Here is a 16,211-nt window from a genome sequence, read left to right on the forward strand (position 1 = left end):
TTTTAATTTCGTCATTTTTTCACCCAAATTTGTATGCTTATTAGCATAACATTTCTTTCTTAATGGGTGGCCAAAATCACTGTACCACTACAATATGGGCCATTCTTTGATATCTTCGAGGTTGAAAGTAATTTCTCTGATGCATTTAAAGCCGAATTAAATACTCAGAATATTTTTAGCTCTATTTATGTTTATCAAACATGCAGTCAAAACACTCATGCTTACCATAAAATCAGATAAGAACCTATAACAAGGCATTTAAAACGGAACTAAAACAGTGGGTTAGGTTTCGCTTCGCTACACATTTTAACCCACTATTTTAGTCCGCTTAATGCGGCGTTAGCAATCAAGGAGTATTATGAATTATTGGATAGTTGGAGCAACTTGGGGTGATGATAACCTAGCTGACCGTTTTTACCTTCGTGGATCTTGGCAGATGGGTTACGACGATAAAGACCAACCAGGGTATGCTGAAAAAATAAATCGAATTAAAAAAGGTGATCGAATTGCCGTAAAGAAACGAGATGGTAAAGGTGCTAATACTATTTCAATAAAGGCTATCGGGATTGTAAAAGATGCTTCTGAAGGAATCGTATATATAGATTGGGTAACAACGGGTTTAGAAAGACATGTGTCATGTAAGAATTATTTTGGAACTATACATGGACCAGTTAGTGATGAAATTTGGCGCAATGAAGCGTTTTGTCTATAAAAATTGCTAACAAGACGATCCAATAAGGACAAAAAACAGTTAGTTTTGCTCCAGCGTGAATTACAGTGACACCCAACCTAAATCTTGCAATGCTTTAAAAACGCTTAGAGTTAATTAAAGGAGCTCATTTTTTAATTGAATTTGGCTGTTGGAGTTATTTTACAGTCTCGTTAGTTGCCTAGGATAATAATGAGAACATTTCAGCTTTTAGGTTTTATACTTGCGATTGTTGGGTTTATTTTAGGCTACGTGATGCTAGCCCCAATTGATGGTGAAGCATCCGACGCTTCAGCAGGAGGTACAGGCATAGGCATTATGTTTATGGTGTTACCTATACTTGGTTGGTCTGCGTTAATATTAGTGCCCTCTTCAGTAGCATTGTTCAACCATGAAGTAAGAGAACGCACTTATTTCAGAGGCAATTTTTGGCTAAACCTTTGGAAAGTAAACCTAATTATTTCTTTTGGATATATTGCCGTTGTCTTATATTTTGCTTACATATGGTTTAAGGGCAGCATTGGCAATTAATAAGACTTTAAATGCGTAATACCTTTAATTCATTCTTACCTACTAACACCTAACCCAAACTAAGTACTAATAACCATCAGGTTTAACACCATTGGCATTAAACCTGACAGTCAAACTCTACCAATTAACGTTTTAATTAGTCGGCATTAAATAAATTTCGCGTACGCTGTTGCGCTGGTTTGCTTCAATAGCAAACAGTACTGCGTTAGCGACATCTTGTGGGTCGAGTTTGTCGGGTTTAGCTTCATCAAAAAATGGGGTGTTTACCATGCCTGGGGCTATGGTTGTGCAGCGGCCGTTCCACTCGCTCATTTCCTCTGCTAAGTTTTGTCCAAAGCCATAAGCAAACCATTTAGTTGCACCGTAAATAGAGCCGCCAATTGGCTTACGGCCAGCGGCAGAGCTGGTTAATATAAAGTGACCTTTATTTTGGCGTAAATGCGGCAGGGTTAATTTAGCAGTCCACAGTAGGGCTTTAATGTTTATGTCAATCATAGTTGACCACTCATCGGGATCACCTTTTTCGGTGCCAGCGGTTGAAACACCCATGCCCGCGTTAGCAAAGGCTACATCTAATCGGCCAAACTTTTCAATGCCTTTAGTAACTACGTTTTCAAGTGCGGTAAAGTTGGTTGCATCTGCGGCTACGCTCAGTGCGTTATCTGAGCCTAGTTCGGCAACAAGTTGGTTAAGTTGCTCTTCTCTACGGGCGGTTAAAATAACTTTATGACCGTTGTTTACTAAGGTTTTTGCCGTTGCTTCACCAATGCCACTAGAAGCGCCGGTTATGAGTACTATTTTCTCTTTTGCCATGGTTTTTTCCTTATTAACAAATGAATAAAGGCGCAGCTCAATGTGCGCCATGCAGTTATTGCGCTATGTCAAAATTGACTGATAAATCGTTAGCTTGCGTTAGGCTAATTTGTTTTAGTTGATAAATATTAAAATCAGCATCTACTTGCTCTGCATCGTCTAGGTGTGCGCTACATGTATAAGCAAGTTGATAGTCGCCTGGTGTTATGAATGCGAGTTCAAATTCGTATTCGTTATCGTCTGCATCAAATACAACATTGGCGGTAGCTAACGGAGCGTCATCAGGCGTTTGGTCATCTATTTCATGAATATCTGTTGGGGTTTGTGCTTGCGCAGAGTAAAGGTAAACAGCATGGCCAAATGATGAATCATCAGCAGCAAGATCAATGTTATCAGTCTCGCAATTGTTTATAAGTGTTTGGCTTACAGTGCCTTCAATATCTTGTGATTCAGAGAGGTTTTGTAAACGCACACCGCGAGGTTTTAAAAATACTTCGTTATTATTTTGTGGATCAACCAATGATTTTTTTAAATCAAACTCTAATACAAACTCGTTGTCGGTTTGATTGAGTGTAAAGCCATCGAGCTGAATTTCGCCCACGCCATCATTACCTTTTCTTTTTACGATAAGCGGTGCAATGCTGCCGTCTTCATAAACTACGTGAGATGTTAAGCTAAGGTTGTTTGTGTCGCCGTTTATTACTTGCGCGCGGATCCACGAATAATCACCTGCAGGTACTTCTTGATCGTCAAGTAATTGAAAAATATCGTCGCCCGTATAGTCTAGCAAATTGACCATTTGGGCTAAGGTGGAATCGTTTTTAGAGCGAGTTTCAAAGCTAACTTCTTCACCTTCTTGGGCTTTAATTGTTATTGAATCAAATACAACATTAACTTGTTTTAAACCAGTGACTGGAGCGTCGGAAATACCCAAGCTAAAAGTTGCTTTATCACTTGTTTGTGGGGTTGTTTCAGCATCGTCATTTGATGAGCCGCAGCCTGCTAAGGCAAAAATAATAGCGCTACTTAATATTGTTGATTTAAAGTTCATGGTTGTTTCCTCTTATTTGATTTGTTAAGTGTATGTATTTAACCCTTAACCTAAATTGAATTAAAAATATGAGGAGTTAGAACTTTAACATACTGTTTTAAAACGTTTTTAATTTCATAGATTTAATCGTTTTTTACTATATACTCGCGCCACTTCTTTTGAAGTCGGTTTTTATTAGATTTAACCATTATTTTGCTGAGTTTCAGCCACATTTATCGGAACAAACATGAAAGATAAACTCTTAGCGTTTTGGCAAAGCCATTCAGAAACAATCATCACTTTAGGATACAAAGTGATTTTAGCGTTGGTGATTTTAGTCGCGAGTGCCTTAATTGCACGCTCGGTTAAAAAAGCGATTAAAAACTCTAAATCGCCATTAAAAAAAGTGGATAGTACGCTGCTTCCTCTTTTATCGAGTATTGCTGGTTATTTAGTTTATATAATTGGCGGGCTATTTATTTTAGATATTTTTGGCGTTAATACGGCAAGCTTAATTGCGCTAATGGGCGCTGCTGGTTTAGCGATTGGTTTAGCTCTTAAAAATACGCTGAGCAATATTGCTGCGGGTATTATGCTGCTAATACTCAGACCTTTTAAAATAGGCGACTTTGTTGATGCCAGTGGCACGCTTGGTACTGTGAGTGAAATAAACCTATTTACCACTATTTTTAAAACCACCGACGGCCTTTATATAGCATCGCCTAACGGCAAAGTGTGGGGTGGCAATATTAAAAACTTTACCCGTAATGGCAAAAGACGAATGGATATAGTGGTGGGTATTTCGTATGCAGATTCTATTGACGTTGGCTTAAATGTACTTAAAGAATTAGCCGCATCAGAGAGCCGATTACTCGCAGAGCCTGCACCTAAAGTAATGGTGACATCAATAGGCGAAAGCGCAGTGAACATTCAATTACGTGCGTGGGCTGTTAATGGTGATTATTGGCAAACCGTGTGGGATTTAAATAAACGCGTTAAAGAAGCAATTGAAGGTGCTGGGCTGAGTATTCCGTTTCCGCAGCGTACGCTGCATATATCTGAGTCTATGGCCTCAGCAATAACGGTTAATAAAGACGTTTAAATTCTAGTAGCACAAACACAAATAAAAATAGCGAGCCTTGGCTCGCTATTTTTGTATTAGCCTTTGTGCTAATTGAGGTATTAACCATCTAATTGAAAGTCGTACACTGAACCTAAATTAAGTAGTTGGGTAAGCTCATCAAGTGCTTGGTAGCTTTCGGTGAGCAGCGCTGAGTCTGCAAAGTCACTTGCGCCTAATTTGTCGCGGTAGTTACGTTTTGCCCAGTCACACAGTTGTGTGTATTTAGTATCAGTTAAAATAACCTCTGGGTTTACTGCAGCAAGTTCTTGCTCGTTAAGGGCTACACGTAAACGCAAGCAAGCTGGGCCGCCGCCATTTTGCATACTTTGGCGTAAATCAAAAAACTGTACTTGGTTTACTGGGTTATCAGCCATGATCATTTCTTCAATGTAGGCGTTAACTGCGCTGTTGCGTTTGCACTCTTGTGGTGCCACTAACAGCATTGAACCATCTTCAAGGCTCACTAGCTGGCTATTAAATAAGTAGCTACTTACAGCGTCGGTAATGCTTACTTTATCGGTAGGTACTTCAATAATATAAAATTCTTTATTGCCCACATACGCTTCGCGAATATCTTGCAGTGCCAGTGCTTGGTTTAAAAATGCTTGCTGGTGGCACAATAATACGTTGGCGTTACCTACTGCAATTACATCGTTATGAAAAACACCTTGATCTATTACGTCTGGATTTTGCTGTAGTAAAATTTGGCTTGAATCTTTTAAGTTATGCAAACGACAAATTGCTTCTGAGGCTTCAAGCGTTTGCCTTGCAGGAAACTTAGCTGGTTTTGGTAATTGGCTGTTAAACGCACTGGCACCAAATACAAACATTTCAAGGCCTTGCTCGCCGTGGCTGTCACAAAAACGAGTATGGTTTGCTGCACCTTCGTCGCCAAAAAAGCCTTGGTCTGGCAAATGGGTATGATGCGCAAAGTATTTGTCGTTGTTAAACATCGCTTTTAATAAGCGTGTAGTGGTTGCAGGCTCTAATGAACGATGAAACTTATTATTTAAATTAGCTGAAGTAAAATGTACTTTGCCGTCGGTTGTATCAGGAGATGGCGATACCGTAGCGGCATTGGCTGTCCACATTGCTGACGCTGAATAACACGCGCGTAATAAAATAGGATCTGCTTTAAATGCTTTATGAATTACTTGTGCATCGTTACCGGTAAAGCCTAAGCGGCGCAGTACGTTTAAGTCGGGGCGCGCATGAGGGGCAAATACACCTTGAGTTAGGCCTTTGTCGTGCATGGCTTTCATTTTTTCAAGGCCTTGAAGCACAGCCTCTTGAGGATTTGAAAAGCTTGCTGCGTTATTTAACGAGGCAACATTACCATACGATAAACCAGCGTAGTTGTGAGTAGGGCCAACTAAGCCATCAAAATTAACTTCCAAAGCGTGCATACACGTTCCAACTAAAATTTTTCAATAGGGTGCAACAATACAACGCAATAGGGTTGCTTGCAAAGTTATAAACGCAGTGTTTTTACTAATTTTTTCGATGTTTTTAAATGTGTGATTTTTTGTAGGGAGCTTCGTTTTTATATCAGTCGGCTAATAAGTAATTAAATAAGGTTTATTCATAAATTTCATAGTGTGCAAAAGCTTAGCATAAAGTAGGTTTATACATTTAAGCTTTATGCCAAGCCTTTACACAATACGATGCTACTTAACATAGGCGCGCTCTTTGTCAGCGGTAGTGCGGGTATTTGTTGGATCATTAACTTGCCAAACGCTAATGTCTAAACGCCATAAAAGGTAAAGGGTATGGTATAAATTGAACATGGTTTTTCCTTGGTATTTTCACTGAACACATCAGTTTATAGGAAGAAGTATGCCAACATTAACTTGAATATTTTATGAATAGAAATCAGGTATTTAGTATTTAAGTGTAAATACATACTTAAGGATTAGCACCAAAGAGGTGAAGTATTACTAAAATATGCACCAGTATGGTGTGTTTTAACAAAAAGCCCTGCAACTATTAGGTCACTTAAATGTGCAAGGCTTTTTAAAAAATGTAGTCACTTAAAAAGTAAATTAGCGGCCTACTTTTCCTTTTACTAAAGGCTCGAACGACATTACTTTAAACTTACCGTGGCTTTGATTTTTGCCATTATTAAGTACAGGCGAGTTATGTAAATCGTCAACGGTAAAGTATATTTTATGATCCGCTCCGTAGCTAAACCCATCAGGCCAGCTTAAGCGTTTGTCTTTAAATAATACTTCGTAGTCGCCAGTGGGTTTAACTACGCCAATTGCGCCATTGGTTATGTCGGTTACATATACGTTACCGCCGCCATCAACAATAATACCGTCTGAAATTGGCTTAGTGCCGTAACGCGTAACTTTGTCTTCAAGTGCTTTAGCCTAGAGGCTCTCGTTATTTATATCGCTGGTGGCAATGCGATAAACCGACGTGCCCGACATAGAGCCAAAGTAAAGCCAGTCTTCGTTAGGGTCAAGCGTAATAGGGTTAACACCTAAACGGGCAGGTTGTCCGCCAAGGCTCATTGTACGCCCATCAATAACCATATCGATATTTTCGGCTGTGGTGTAATGGCTATTTTGTAATACTCTGCGTGCGACACCTGTTTTAAGGTTTACCGTAATAATAGCAGCTTGGCTGCCTTGGGCTGTGTCGGCAATGTATACAACGCCATGCTTATTATCGATGACTAAATCGTTTAAAAACGAGGTGTCGGTAATGGTCGGTTTAGCCAGATAAATAATTTTGTGCAGTTGCTCTTTGTTTGTATCCCAACCTACTAAGCGCCCAGCGTGATCGGGCCCTGAAGTGTCAAGCATCCATAAAACGCCATCGCTTGATACGTTTATGCCAAGTACGTCGTAAAAACCTTTACCGTTTTTGTACGCGTATGCCCATTCTTCATTAGGGTAGGGCTTAGTTGTACCATCGCTTAAAAGCTCCATAATTTTTTGCTTTTGGCCAAAAAAACCATGCACAGATAAAAACTTTCTGCCCGATGGGGTAATAGCAATGTTGCCCGGTGGGTGCTGCGCATCAAAAGTCGCGACTGTTTTTAAATCAGCATTTTGATTAGCAGTATTAGCAGTTACTGCGTTACTACCTAAAAGTGCCGTGCTACACGCCGCAGCTAATAGTAATTTTTTAATATGAGTCATTTTAAAAACCTTTTAAAACACGTTTATTTTTTAAAAATTAAGAGCCTAATCGGCTAAGTCGTTTACTACTAAATCGAGCAGCTGCATCAACTGCTTCGCTTGCGCTGCATCTACACTATCAAATTTACATAAAATATTTTTAGGAATATCGGCTGCTTTTAACTTAAGTGATTGGCCATACTGGGTTAGCTGCACTAGGCGTTTGCGTTTGTCGTGCTCATCTTTAATAACAGCCAGTAATGATTTGTCGCTCATTTTTTTGAGTATTTGGGTCATAGCACCGCCATCTATCGCGGTTTTATCTATTAGCCCTGCAATTGTTATTTCGTCTTGCTCCCACAGCGCCATCATTACTACGTATTGCGGGTAAGTTAAATTTAGCTCGTTTAAAGGCTCGCGATACGCACGCGCAATGCTGTTAGATGCCATATATAACCGGTGGCATAACTGATTTTTTAACTTTAATTGCTCAAACGGCATAACGTTATCCTTTATTTCAATACATGCTATTTTAATTTGCATGCAAAGTATTTGCAATCTCTAATTACTTGATCTATTATTTTGCACACAAACTAAATTGATTGATATTTTAAAACTTTGGAGTTCATTATGAATGTATTACAAAACGTAGCTTACACAGCAAAAGCAACTGCAACTGGCGGCCGTGAAGGCGTAGCTAAATCTGATGATGGTCGTTTAGATGTAAATTTATCAACACCTAAAGGTTTAGGCGGAGACGACGGACAAGGCACTAACCCAGAGCAATTATTTGCCGCAGGTTATGCCGCGTGTTTTATTGGCGCACTTAAATTTGTAGCAGGTAGCGAAAAAATAGATTTACCAAGCGACACACATATTAATTCACAAGTGTCTATTGGTGCTATTGAAGGCGGTTTTGGTATTGCAGTAAAACTTGCTGTATCACTAGGTGATATGGATAAAGCTGCAGCGCAAACGCTTGTAGATAAAGCACACCAAGTATGCCCATATTCAAACGCAACACGTGGCAATATTGAAGTAGAGCTTTCAGTTATTTAATAACTAAATAAAGAAAAGTTATAAAAGCACACAACGACAATTAGTCGTTGTGTGCTTTTTTGCGTTTAAGGCATAAAAATTAAATATACGATAAAACGTATATTCACTATTCCATATGTTGTTATTTTGTTTTATTGTGTATGCATAAGCACAGTGAGGACAGTATGGAACAATTCAACCCACTTCAATTTTATAAATGCCTAGCGGACGATACACGTTTAAAAGCAATGCTGCTAATTAGCCACGAAGAAGAGCTGTGTGTATGCGAGCTTGTTGCTGCACTTAAATTAAGCCAACCTAAGGTATCTCGCCATTTAGCGCAGTTAAGACAATGCGGATTATTAAGCGACCGTAAACAAAATCAATGGGTGTACTACAGTATTAATAAAGCACTGCCAGAGTGGGCTAAAAATGTATTAACGCAAACGCTCAATGCTAACCCTTTATTTTACAAAAACGATTTAACGCGCTTAAACGCTATGGGTAATCGCCCTGAACGTGCAGCTAGCTGTTGTAACTAACTAATAAATTAACTTATTAAAGGTATTAATTATGACTATTAAAGTAGGTATTAACGGTTTTGGCCGTATGGGACGTTTAACTCTGCGTGCAGCAGTTGATTGGCCAGAAATAGAGTTTATTAAAGTAAATGATGTAGCGGGCGATGCTAAAACACACGCACATTTAATTGAGTTTGACTCAGTACACGGACGCTTAGCGCAGCAGGTTACTAGTGATGATAATAGCTTTAGTGTGGGTAAACACACGATTGCAGTTACTAACAACAAAACCATAAACGAAACTGATTGGTCAGATTGCGATGTAGTAATAGAGGCCAGCGGTAAAATGAAAACCACTGAGCTGTTAAATCAATATTTAGCGCAAGGTGTTAAGCGCGTTGTAGTAACGGCTCCTGTGAAAGAAGACGGTATTTTAAATATAGTAATGGGTGTAAACGATGACCTATATAACCCAAGTGAGCATAAAATTGTTACTGCCGCTTCTTGCACAACTAACTGTTTAGCGCCAATAGTAAAAGTACTCCAAGAAAAAGTGGGCATTAAACACGGCTCAATGACCACTATTCACGACATTACTAATACTCAAACTATTATAGATGCACCCCACAAAGACCTACGCCGTGCACGTTCGTGCGGTACTAGTTTAATACCAACCACAACAGGTAGTGCAACGGCTATTACGCATATTTTTCCTGAGCTTAAGGGTAAATTAAACGGCCATGCTGTGCGTGTACCTCTTACTAACGCATCCATTACTGATTGTGTTTTTGAGCTTGAGCGCGGTGTTACACAAGATGAAGTAAACACTTGGTTTAAAAATGCTGCAAATAACGAGCTAAAAGACATTTTAGGTTACGAAGAAAGACCGCTTGTATCTATAGATTACAAAACAGATCCACGTAGTTGCACCATAGATGCGCTTTCAACTATGGTAATTAACAACACTCAGCTTAAATTATACGCTTGGTATGACAATGAGTGGGGTTATGCAAACCGTACCGCTGAGCTAATGCTTAAAGTTGCACAAAGTGATTTGGCTTAATCTCGTTTAAAAAGGTTTAACGCTATGCTTGCGCAGTTAGCTAATTTACCAAGCTCTATAAAACAATATTTAATAATTACCGGTAATTACTGGGCATTTACTTTAACTGATGGTGCACTGCGCATGCTGGTGGTGCTGTACTTTCATCAGTTGGGATATGGCGCATTTGCGATAGCCATGTTGTTTTTGTTTTATGAAATTTTTGGGGTGATCACCAATTTAGTAGGTGGTTGGCTTGGGGCACATTTAGGGTTAAACAAAACCATGAATGTAGGGCTTGGGCTACAGCTTGTAGCTTTGGCCATGCTTTGCGTTCCTGGAGATTGGCTAACCGTTGCCTATGTTATGGCAGCGCAAGCACTGAGTGGCATAGCTAAAGACTTAAATAAAATGAGCGCAAAGAGCGCCATTAAGTATTTAGTACCACAAGACGATGCAGGGCAAAGCCAATTATATAAATGGATTGCCATACTTACAGGCTCTAAAAATGCGTTAAAAGGAGTGGGCTTTTTTTTAGGTGGCTTGCTACTTACCGTATTTGGTTTTGTGGGGGCATTAATAAGCCTAATTGCTTTACTTAGTGTTGCGTGGGTTATTAGTTTAATTTTTTTAAAAGGCGATATTGGTAAAGCTAAAAACAAACCTAAGTTTAAAGAATTATTTTCTAAATCGCGGGCAATCAATTTACTTAGTGCAGCGCGTTTATGCTTGTTTGCGGCACGCGATGTATGGTTTGTGGTTGCATTGCCGGTTTACTTAGCCGCTCAGTTTAACTGGGATCACTGGTGGGTAAGCGGCTTTATGGCTTTGTGGGTAATTGCTTATGGATTGGTGCAATCGCAAGCACCGCGAATAACTGGGCAAGGTGATTCAAACTCACATTCAGTCAAAAAAGCGTATTGGTGGGTTGCTCTATTAAGTGGCGTAACTGGCATTTTAGCGTTGTTGATGCAATTTGATGTAGCGGTACATTTTACGCTTGTAATCGGCTTACTTATTTTTGGTGGTGTATTTGCTGTAAATTCATCGCTGCATAGTTACTTAATAGTAAGTTTTGCTAAAAACGATGGGGTGTCGCTCGACGTTGGCTTTTATTATATGGCCAATGCGATAGGGCGTTTGCTTGGTACGGTGCTTTCTGGCTGGGTTTTTCAAGTATATGGGCTTAGTGCGTGTTTATGGGTAAGTGTATGTTTATTAATTGCAGCCTCAATTACAACGGCACGTTTGGCTAAACTTTAAAAAACTCAACGTATTGTATTAAATTCAATTTGTTTAACGATATTCATAGCTTCATTGATTAGATCTACTAAACTGTATCAGTAGTTTTAATTTAAAGGGTGTGATGAATGCGAGAAATATCGTTAGCAAAAAAGTTACTCTGGCTAAGTGTCGGTAGTATATTTATAACTGTACTAGTGCTATCAGGCATTTTGTGGTGGCAGTTATCATCAAGTAATAAGCAGTTAGCGACCAAATCCGAAGAGTACATTATTGTAGAAGTAGAAGAAAAGCTTAATGCTCATGCGGCTGGATACGGAGAAAAAATTGCTGGCTTTATTAATGAAGCTTACCGTGTTCCTTATTCATTAGCGGCACTACTTGGCGATGCAGCAAAACAAAACACTTTAGACCGAGATACAGTTGTCAGTATAAATAAAGCGGTTTTAGAACAAAACACTCTTTTATCATCTATTTATTCTCAATTTGAACCGAACGCTTTTGATGGGCAAGATTCTCAATATCAACAAGGGTATAAGCATTCAGTAGATAGTGCTGGTACGTTAGAGGTATACATAACTCGCGATCAAAAAGGCATAATTGAACAACAAAAAGTAGCGAATGCCGCCGATAAATACATAACAACGCTTAATGAGTTTGGTATTCGCGAAGCGCAGTGGTATTTGTGCGCAAAAGACACGCTTAAGCCTTGTATTATGGAACCGTATTTATACGAAATCCCATCGGGCGATTCGGTAATGCTAACTTCGTTAACCGTGCCTATTTTAAAGTCAGGCCAGTTTATTGGTTTAGCAGGCGTTGATTTAACTCTACCAACCTTTCAAGTAATGACTGAGCAGCTTTCTAAGCAGCTTTACAATGGTCAAGCTAAAGTAACCTTATTAAGTGATTTAGGTTTAGTTGTAGGCAGCAGTCATTATAAATCTAAATTAGGGCGCCCAATTAAAGAGGCTGTTAGTTCTACTATATTTAATGATATTGAAAAGTCTAAAGGGCAAAGCGGTATTTTTAAAACAAACAATGAATATTTAGTAAATTATCCAATTGATATAAAACTAGCAAATACTCAGTGGTCATTAATCATAGAAGTACCTACAGACCTAGCACTTGCAGGGCCTGAAGCGCTAGAAAAAAACATGCAGGAAACAGCAGCATCACTCGGGTTTATTATTTTAATTACAGGCTTAATAATTGCTGTGGTTGCTTTTGTTATTATGAAATTAGTAATTGCAGGTGTAATAGCGCCGCTACAACAAATTCAACAGCGGGTTGATAACCTCGCAAGTTCTGAGGGTGATTTAACGCATACATTGCATGTTGATAGCCACGCAGAACTTATTGCATTAGCTGGTGGGTTTAATCGATTTTTAGCAAAACTACGTGATTTAATTTCTGAACTAAAAGCGGTGTCTGAGCAAACTAAACAGCAAGGCGAAATAGCACAACACATCGCTATTGATACTAAGCATAATGTGCAATCTCAATTTCAAGAAATTGAAAGTGTGGTAACGGCTATGAACGAAATGAGCGCAACAGCACTCGAAGTCGCCAGAGCATCAGAGCAATCAGCCCAACAAGCCGATGAAATAAATAGCTTGGTAGTAAGTAGTGAGTCGAGCTTATCGTCAGCGATGACACAAGTTAAAACGATGTCTGAAGAAATTAAAGAAGCCAACCAAGCAGTTGAAAAAGTCGCTTCGCGTAGTAAAGACATTACGCAAATATTAGATGTAATTCGTACTATTTCAGAACAAACAAACTTACTTGCACTTAACGCAGCCATTGAAGCTGCGCGCGCTGGTGAGCATGGGCGAGGCTTTGCCGTTGTTGCTGATGAAGTACGTGCACTTGCTTCTAAAACGCGTTCATCAACAGATGACATAAGCCAGTTAATTGATAGTTTATTATCTGAAGTGGGTAACGCATCTACCGTTATTGAAAAAGGCGTAGTACGTGCACAAAATGCCGTTGATGAAACATCTGTAGCTTTTGATGCTCTGCACAGTGTTGTCGTTAAAGTTGATGAAATAACCAATCAAATTACACATATTGCCACCGCTGCTGAAGAGCAAAGCTTAGTGACTGAAGAAATAAATCGTAATTTAACGCTTATATCTGATGCCGCATCGCAACTTGCTGACTTATCTACACAAGCAGGGGATAGCAGCGAAGCGCTTAATGCACTTGTTGCCCAGCAAGATAATGAGCTAAATAAGCTTAAAACGTAACTTATAAATTAAGTTTTAAGCACAAAAAAATGGCCAGTAAATACTGGCCATTTTTATTTAGTAAAATAAGTATAACTTATTGAGAATGCGCGATAACTGCTATTTATAACTTTTTAATCAACATAAACATTTGGTTGATCATTGGCTCAGCAAATTGCTCTACATTAGGACGATTAAAATAACCGCGTAAACCTGTAAATTGCACCTGAAAAAAGCGCGCATATTCAACAGCGGTCAACGTATTACTTAACTCACCTTTGTTTATTGCTTGTGTAAACAACTGCGTTAAATAAGCTTCAAATTGAGCTGTTAAATCTAAGCTTAACTCGTATAGGTTTGAGTCTTTTTCTGCAAACTCGCTGTTTGCTTTAACCAGCATACAAATAGCGCTTGGGCTGCAATCTTTTGTTTTAATTACCACGTTTTCAACAAATGCACGTAACCCACCAAGTACTGTATCTGCACTTGATAGAAACCCCTCTATTTGGGTTTTCATTTGTACTGTGTAATCTTTCAGCGATTCGCAGTATAGCCCTTCTTTAGAGCCAAACGCAGAGTAAATACTACCCGGGCGCATATTAACGGCTTCTTGTAAGTCACGCGTTGAGGTTGCATGAAAACCTTTTTGCCAAAATAGCTGGCTTGCAACGCGAACTACATTATCGCGTTCAAATTTAACCTTATTAGCCATATCATTCTCAATCAATTTGAACATTTGCTCAATTTTAACTTGAACAGTCGCTCAAAATCAAATACTATGTGTCTCGAAGTTACTTAAAACTATTAATTATTAGGAGCTAACCATGGCCGAATTTACTTTATACACTCAAGAAAACGCACCAGAAGAAGCAAAACCGTTACTAGCTGATTCAGTAGCAGCATTTGGTATGCTTCCTAACTTACATGCAGTAATGGCTGAAGCACCAACATTACTTAAAGGTTACCAAGTACTGCATGAGCTGTTTCAAAAAACATCATTCAATGCAGAAGAGCTAACAGTAGTATGGCAATCAATTAACGTTGAGCACGCATGTCATTACTGTGTTCCTGCTCACAGTGGTATTGCAGCGGCAATGAAAGTTGATCAAGGTGTTGTTGATGCACTTGTAAACAAAACACCACTTGAAAACCCTAAGCTAGAAACTCTTCGTGAAACTACACTCGCAATGACACGTGAACGTGGCGTGATCAGCGATGAGCAAATCGAAAAATTCTTTGCAGCAGGTTACGGTAAGCAACAACTACTTGAAATTATTGTAGGCTTGTCTCAAAAAGTAATGAGCAACTACACTAATCACCTTGCTGATACACCAGTAGACGCTGCATTTAAAAAATATGTAAAATAAATACGATTTTATAAATGACAAAAGGCAGCCTAGGCTGCCTTTTTTGTGTTTATAAATCGCGGCTATTTAAATTTAACCGTTTTTGTACTGCGTGTATAACTTCTGCTTTCGGGCTTAGTCCATTCACCCTTTTTAAGATAAGAGGTCGATACAATAAACTTATCGTCTTTTAAATCACTAGTAGATTTAACCTTAGTCACTCCCTCTTTACTGCCTGTTACTTCCTCATAGGCTACAAACTGAGTAGGGCTTAATACCGTTATTGTGCCTTTAGTGTAAAATCCTGCCGTAGTGAAATAATAAAATACGAGTGACTTCTTTTTGCTATCATAAAAAATCATCGACTCACCGCCATACTCACCCTCGTTAATCGAGTGCATGGTACGAATAGCTTTACCGTTTAAAGCGCGTTCCCAACGGCCAACATCTTGTATTTTTTTAGCGCCTTCTGGTACTTTAAAGTCTGCTTGCCACGTTCCTAAGTAAGGTTTAAACACTTCTAGCTCTTTATCAAGGTTACTGGCAGTTTCATTAGCAAAGCTACTAAATGTGCATAAACATAATGCTAAGAATAGCGATTTAAAATATGTCATAATTTGGCTCTCGTTGTTAGGCTCTTATAAGCCCAGTATAGGTGATAATTAATTGATAAAGAAAATATTAATCACGTTCTCATTGCTTTATTTAGCTGCCATTTGGTTAGCTTACCCGCTGCAATACTTACCTGTTTATATACCAATATATGTACCTGGTTATATAAGTGTATTAAGTGCTATAACTTTTTTAATGTACGCGTGGGATAAGCGACAAGCTAAGCGTTCTTCACATACAAAAGTAAACCGCACGCCAGAGCGTACACTGCAACTACTTGCATTATTTGGAGGATGGCCGGGGGCATTACTTGCTCAACAATTACTTCGTCATAAATCGCAAAAGCGACGTTTTATTATTGTGTTGTGGTTATGTATTTTAGTGAATGTTGGTAGTTATTTCGCAGTAGGATATTAGTGGCTTTATGAAGGATTTAATATGCCTTAGGCCAGTTATTAAATTAACCAGGCTAAGGCATATAAACTAAAACGTACTGAGAAGCTTATTGAGCCGATTGGCTTGCTTCCATTGTATCGAGTTCAACAGTTAGTATTGTTTTTTTATCAACTGAAACCCATTTTCTGTAAGTAAGGTATCCTGCTTTGCTTACTTCAATATCGTATTTACCTTCTTTAAGCTCAATACCAGCTTTGTAAACAGGGTTGATATTCATAATACGAACGCGAGCATCAGCAGGGTTAGTAATAACTGTTAATGAAATTGGTGCAGCTACTTCGTTAATCTCTGCAATAGGTTCTAAAACTACTTGCTCAGTTTCTTGGGCTGGAGGAGGTGTAGAACAACCGCTTAATAACAGTAAACCCAAAAGTGCGCTTAATTTTTTCATA

General features: G+C 38.9%; 17 protein-coding genes and 1 pseudogene. 10 read left to right on the forward strand and 8 right to left on the reverse strand.

The features are described 5' to 3' along the window. The first annotated feature begins 358 nt into the window (after nucleotides 1-358). Nucleotides 359-712, forward strand: coding sequence for a hypothetical protein (locus AAEY68_RS15625; RefSeq protein WP_024594478.1), 354 nt, complete (start codon nucleotides 359-361; stop codon nucleotides 710-712). Nucleotides 713-901: 189 nt separating this feature from the next. Beyond that, entirely contained in the window at nucleotides 902-1,240 is a 339-nt protein-coding gene (locus AAEY68_RS15630; RefSeq protein WP_007586232.1) for a hypothetical protein, read from the forward strand. Nucleotides 1,241-1,372: 132 nt separating this feature from the next. Here AAEY68_RS15630 and AAEY68_RS15635 read toward each other — a convergent pair whose 3' ends face one another. Together AAEY68_RS15635 and AAEY68_RS15640 are read right to left on the reverse strand one after the other, a co-directional pair. Next, nucleotides 1,373-2,053, reverse strand: a complete 681-nt coding sequence (locus tag AAEY68_RS15635) for an SDR family oxidoreductase (protein WP_350586325.1) — start codon at nucleotides 2,051-2,053, stop codon at nucleotides 1,373-1,375. Between the two features lie 55 nt (nucleotides 2,054-2,108). Next, a complete protein-coding gene (locus AAEY68_RS15640) occupies nucleotides 2,109-3,104 on the reverse strand; it encodes a DUF4382 domain-containing protein (protein WP_024594479.1) in 996 nt (331 codons plus the stop codon). Between the two features lie 226 nt (nucleotides 3,105-3,330). Between AAEY68_RS15640 and AAEY68_RS15645 the strand changes: the two genes are divergently transcribed. Continuing rightward, on the forward strand, nucleotides 3,331-4,185 hold the full coding sequence (locus AAEY68_RS15645; protein WP_024594480.1) for a mechanosensitive ion channel family protein: 855 nt from the start codon (nucleotides 3,331-3,333) through the stop codon (nucleotides 4,183-4,185). Nucleotides 4,186-4,265: 80 nt separating this feature from the next. On the opposite strand, the gene astB is transcribed toward AAEY68_RS15645, so the two are convergent. The 3 genes and pseudogenes from astB to AAEY68_RS15660 all read right to left on the reverse strand — a co-directional run bounded on the left by astB (nucleotide 4,266) and on the right by AAEY68_RS15660 (nucleotide 7,835). After that, nucleotides 4,266-5,612 carry an N-succinylarginine dihydrolase gene (astB, locus tag AAEY68_RS15650; RefSeq protein WP_024594481.1) on the reverse strand — a complete coding sequence of 449 codons (1,347 nt, stop codon included), beginning with the start codon at nucleotides 5,610-5,612 and terminating at the stop codon, nucleotides 4,266-4,268. Nucleotides 5,613-6,248: 636 nt separating this feature from the next. Then, nucleotides 6,249-7,355 (reverse strand): annotated as a pseudogene (locus AAEY68_RS15655) (L-dopachrome tautomerase-related protein). A gap of 45 nt (nucleotides 7,356-7,400) precedes the next feature. Next, complete coding sequence (locus tag AAEY68_RS15660; RefSeq protein ID WP_024594482.1) at nucleotides 7,401-7,835, reverse strand: MarR family winged helix-turn-helix transcriptional regulator; 435 nt, start codon at nucleotides 7,833-7,835, stop codon at nucleotides 7,401-7,403. Nucleotides 7,836-7,964: 129 nt separating this feature from the next. Between AAEY68_RS15660 and AAEY68_RS15665 the strand changes: the two genes are divergently transcribed. The 5 genes from AAEY68_RS15665 to AAEY68_RS15685 all read left to right on the forward strand — a co-directional run bounded on the left by AAEY68_RS15665 (nucleotide 7,965) and on the right by AAEY68_RS15685 (nucleotide 13,426). After that, nucleotides 7,965-8,393, forward strand: coding sequence for an organic hydroperoxide resistance protein (locus AAEY68_RS15665; RefSeq protein ID WP_024594483.1), 429 nt, complete (start codon nucleotides 7,965-7,967; stop codon nucleotides 8,391-8,393). A 164-nt stretch (nucleotides 8,394-8,557) separates the two neighbouring features. After that, entirely contained in the window at nucleotides 8,558-8,914 is a 357-nt protein-coding gene (locus tag AAEY68_RS15670) for a metalloregulator ArsR/SmtB family transcription factor (RefSeq protein ID WP_024594484.1), read from the forward strand. A gap of 31 nt (nucleotides 8,915-8,945) precedes the next feature. After that, nucleotides 8,946-9,956: an ArsJ-associated glyceraldehyde-3-phosphate dehydrogenase gene (locus AAEY68_RS15675; RefSeq protein ID WP_024594485.1), complete on the forward strand. Its 1,011-nt coding sequence runs from the start codon at nucleotides 8,946-8,948 to the stop codon at nucleotides 9,954-9,956. Between the two features lie 24 nt (nucleotides 9,957-9,980). Then, the gene (arsJ, locus tag AAEY68_RS15680) at nucleotides 9,981-11,198 is read left to right on the forward strand and encodes an organoarsenical effux MFS transporter ArsJ (protein WP_024594486.1); all 1,218 of its coding nucleotides are present in this window, start codon (nucleotides 9,981-9,983) and stop codon (nucleotides 11,196-11,198) included. 107 nt (nucleotides 11,199-11,305) lie between these two features. Further along, nucleotides 11,306-13,426, forward strand: coding sequence for a methyl-accepting chemotaxis protein (locus AAEY68_RS15685; protein WP_024594487.1), 2,121 nt, complete (start codon nucleotides 11,306-11,308; stop codon nucleotides 13,424-13,426). Nucleotides 13,427-13,529: 103 nt separating this feature from the next. Here AAEY68_RS15685 and AAEY68_RS15690 read toward each other — a convergent pair whose 3' ends face one another. Beyond that, the gene (locus tag AAEY68_RS15690; protein ID WP_010553549.1) at nucleotides 13,530-14,117 is read right to left on the reverse strand and encodes a TetR/AcrR family transcriptional regulator; all 588 of its coding nucleotides are present in this window, start codon (nucleotides 14,115-14,117) and stop codon (nucleotides 13,530-13,532) included. Nucleotides 14,118-14,229: 112 nt separating this feature from the next. Here AAEY68_RS15690 and AAEY68_RS15695 point away from each other — a divergent pair, with 112 nt between their 5' ends. Next, the gene (locus tag AAEY68_RS15695) at nucleotides 14,230-14,772 is read left to right on the forward strand and encodes a carboxymuconolactone decarboxylase family protein (RefSeq protein WP_007586212.1); all 543 of its coding nucleotides are present in this window, start codon (nucleotides 14,230-14,232) and stop codon (nucleotides 14,770-14,772) included. A 62-nt stretch (nucleotides 14,773-14,834) separates the two neighbouring features. Here AAEY68_RS15695 and AAEY68_RS15700 read toward each other — a convergent pair whose 3' ends face one another. Beyond that, complete coding sequence (locus tag AAEY68_RS15700) at nucleotides 14,835-15,365, reverse strand: hypothetical protein (protein WP_024591507.1); 531 nt, start codon at nucleotides 15,363-15,365, stop codon at nucleotides 14,835-14,837. A 52-nt stretch (nucleotides 15,366-15,417) separates the two neighbouring features. Between AAEY68_RS15700 and AAEY68_RS15705 the strand changes: the two genes are divergently transcribed. Further along, complete coding sequence (locus AAEY68_RS15705) at nucleotides 15,418-15,780, forward strand: DUF1294 domain-containing protein (RefSeq protein ID WP_029751466.1); 363 nt, start codon at nucleotides 15,418-15,420, stop codon at nucleotides 15,778-15,780. Between the two features lie 85 nt (nucleotides 15,781-15,865). Here the strand turns inward: AAEY68_RS15705 and AAEY68_RS15710 are convergent, their stop codons facing one another. Continuing rightward, nucleotides 15,866-16,210, reverse strand: coding sequence for a PEGA domain-containing protein (locus AAEY68_RS15710; protein ID WP_007586203.1), 345 nt, complete (start codon nucleotides 16,208-16,210; stop codon nucleotides 15,866-15,868). Nucleotide 16,211: the final 1 nt, after the last annotated feature.

Origin of the sequence: Pseudoalteromonas sp. RB2-MNA-CIBAN-0110 (assembly GCF_040309305.1) — a bacterium.
GTDB lineage: Bacteria > Pseudomonadota > Gammaproteobacteria > Enterobacterales > Alteromonadaceae > Pseudoalteromonas > Pseudoalteromonas arctica.

Excerpts from the sequence above, each read along its gene's own strand:
- AAEY68_RS15625 (WP_024594478.1), top strand. The coding sequence starts at position 359 with ATGAATTATTGGATAGTTGGAGCAACTTGGGGTGATGATAACCTAGCT.
- AAEY68_RS15630 (WP_007586232.1), top strand. The coding sequence starts at position 902 with ATGAGAACATTTCAGCTTTTAGGTTTTATACTTGCGATTGTTGGGTTT.
- AAEY68_RS15635 (WP_350586325.1), bottom strand. The coding sequence starts at position 2,053 with ATGGCAAAAGAGAAAATAGTACTCATAACCGGCGCTTCTAGTGGCATT.
- AAEY68_RS15640 (WP_024594479.1), bottom strand. The coding sequence starts at position 3,104 with ATGAACTTTAAATCAACAATATTAAGTAGCGCTATTATTTTTGCCTTA.
- AAEY68_RS15645 (WP_024594480.1), top strand. The coding sequence starts at position 3,331 with ATGAAAGATAAACTCTTAGCGTTTTGGCAAAGCCATTCAGAAACAATC.
- astB (WP_024594481.1), bottom strand. The coding sequence starts at position 5,612 with ATGCACGCTTTGGAAGTTAATTTTGATGGCTTAGTTGGCCCTACTCAC.
- AAEY68_RS15660 (WP_024594482.1), bottom strand. The coding sequence starts at position 7,835 with ATGCCGTTTGAGCAATTAAAGTTAAAAAATCAGTTATGCCACCGGTTA.
- AAEY68_RS15665 (WP_024594483.1), top strand. The coding sequence starts at position 7,965 with ATGAATGTATTACAAAACGTAGCTTACACAGCAAAAGCAACTGCAACT.
- AAEY68_RS15670 (WP_024594484.1), top strand. The coding sequence starts at position 8,558 with ATGGAACAATTCAACCCACTTCAATTTTATAAATGCCTAGCGGACGAT.
- AAEY68_RS15675 (WP_024594485.1), top strand. The coding sequence starts at position 8,946 with ATGACTATTAAAGTAGGTATTAACGGTTTTGGCCGTATGGGACGTTTA.
- arsJ (WP_024594486.1), top strand. The coding sequence starts at position 9,981 with ATGCTTGCGCAGTTAGCTAATTTACCAAGCTCTATAAAACAATATTTA.
- AAEY68_RS15685 (WP_024594487.1), top strand. The coding sequence starts at position 11,306 with ATGCGAGAAATATCGTTAGCAAAAAAGTTACTCTGGCTAAGTGTCGGT.
- AAEY68_RS15690 (WP_010553549.1), bottom strand. The coding sequence starts at position 14,117 with ATGGCTAATAAGGTTAAATTTGAACGCGATAATGTAGTTCGCGTTGCA.
- AAEY68_RS15695 (WP_007586212.1), top strand. The coding sequence starts at position 14,230 with ATGGCCGAATTTACTTTATACACTCAAGAAAACGCACCAGAAGAAGCA.
- AAEY68_RS15700 (WP_024591507.1), bottom strand. The coding sequence starts at position 15,365 with ATGACATATTTTAAATCGCTATTCTTAGCATTATGTTTATGCACATTT.
- AAEY68_RS15710 (WP_007586203.1), bottom strand. The coding sequence starts at position 16,210 with ATGAAAAAATTAAGCGCACTTTTGGGTTTACTGTTATTAAGCGGTTGT.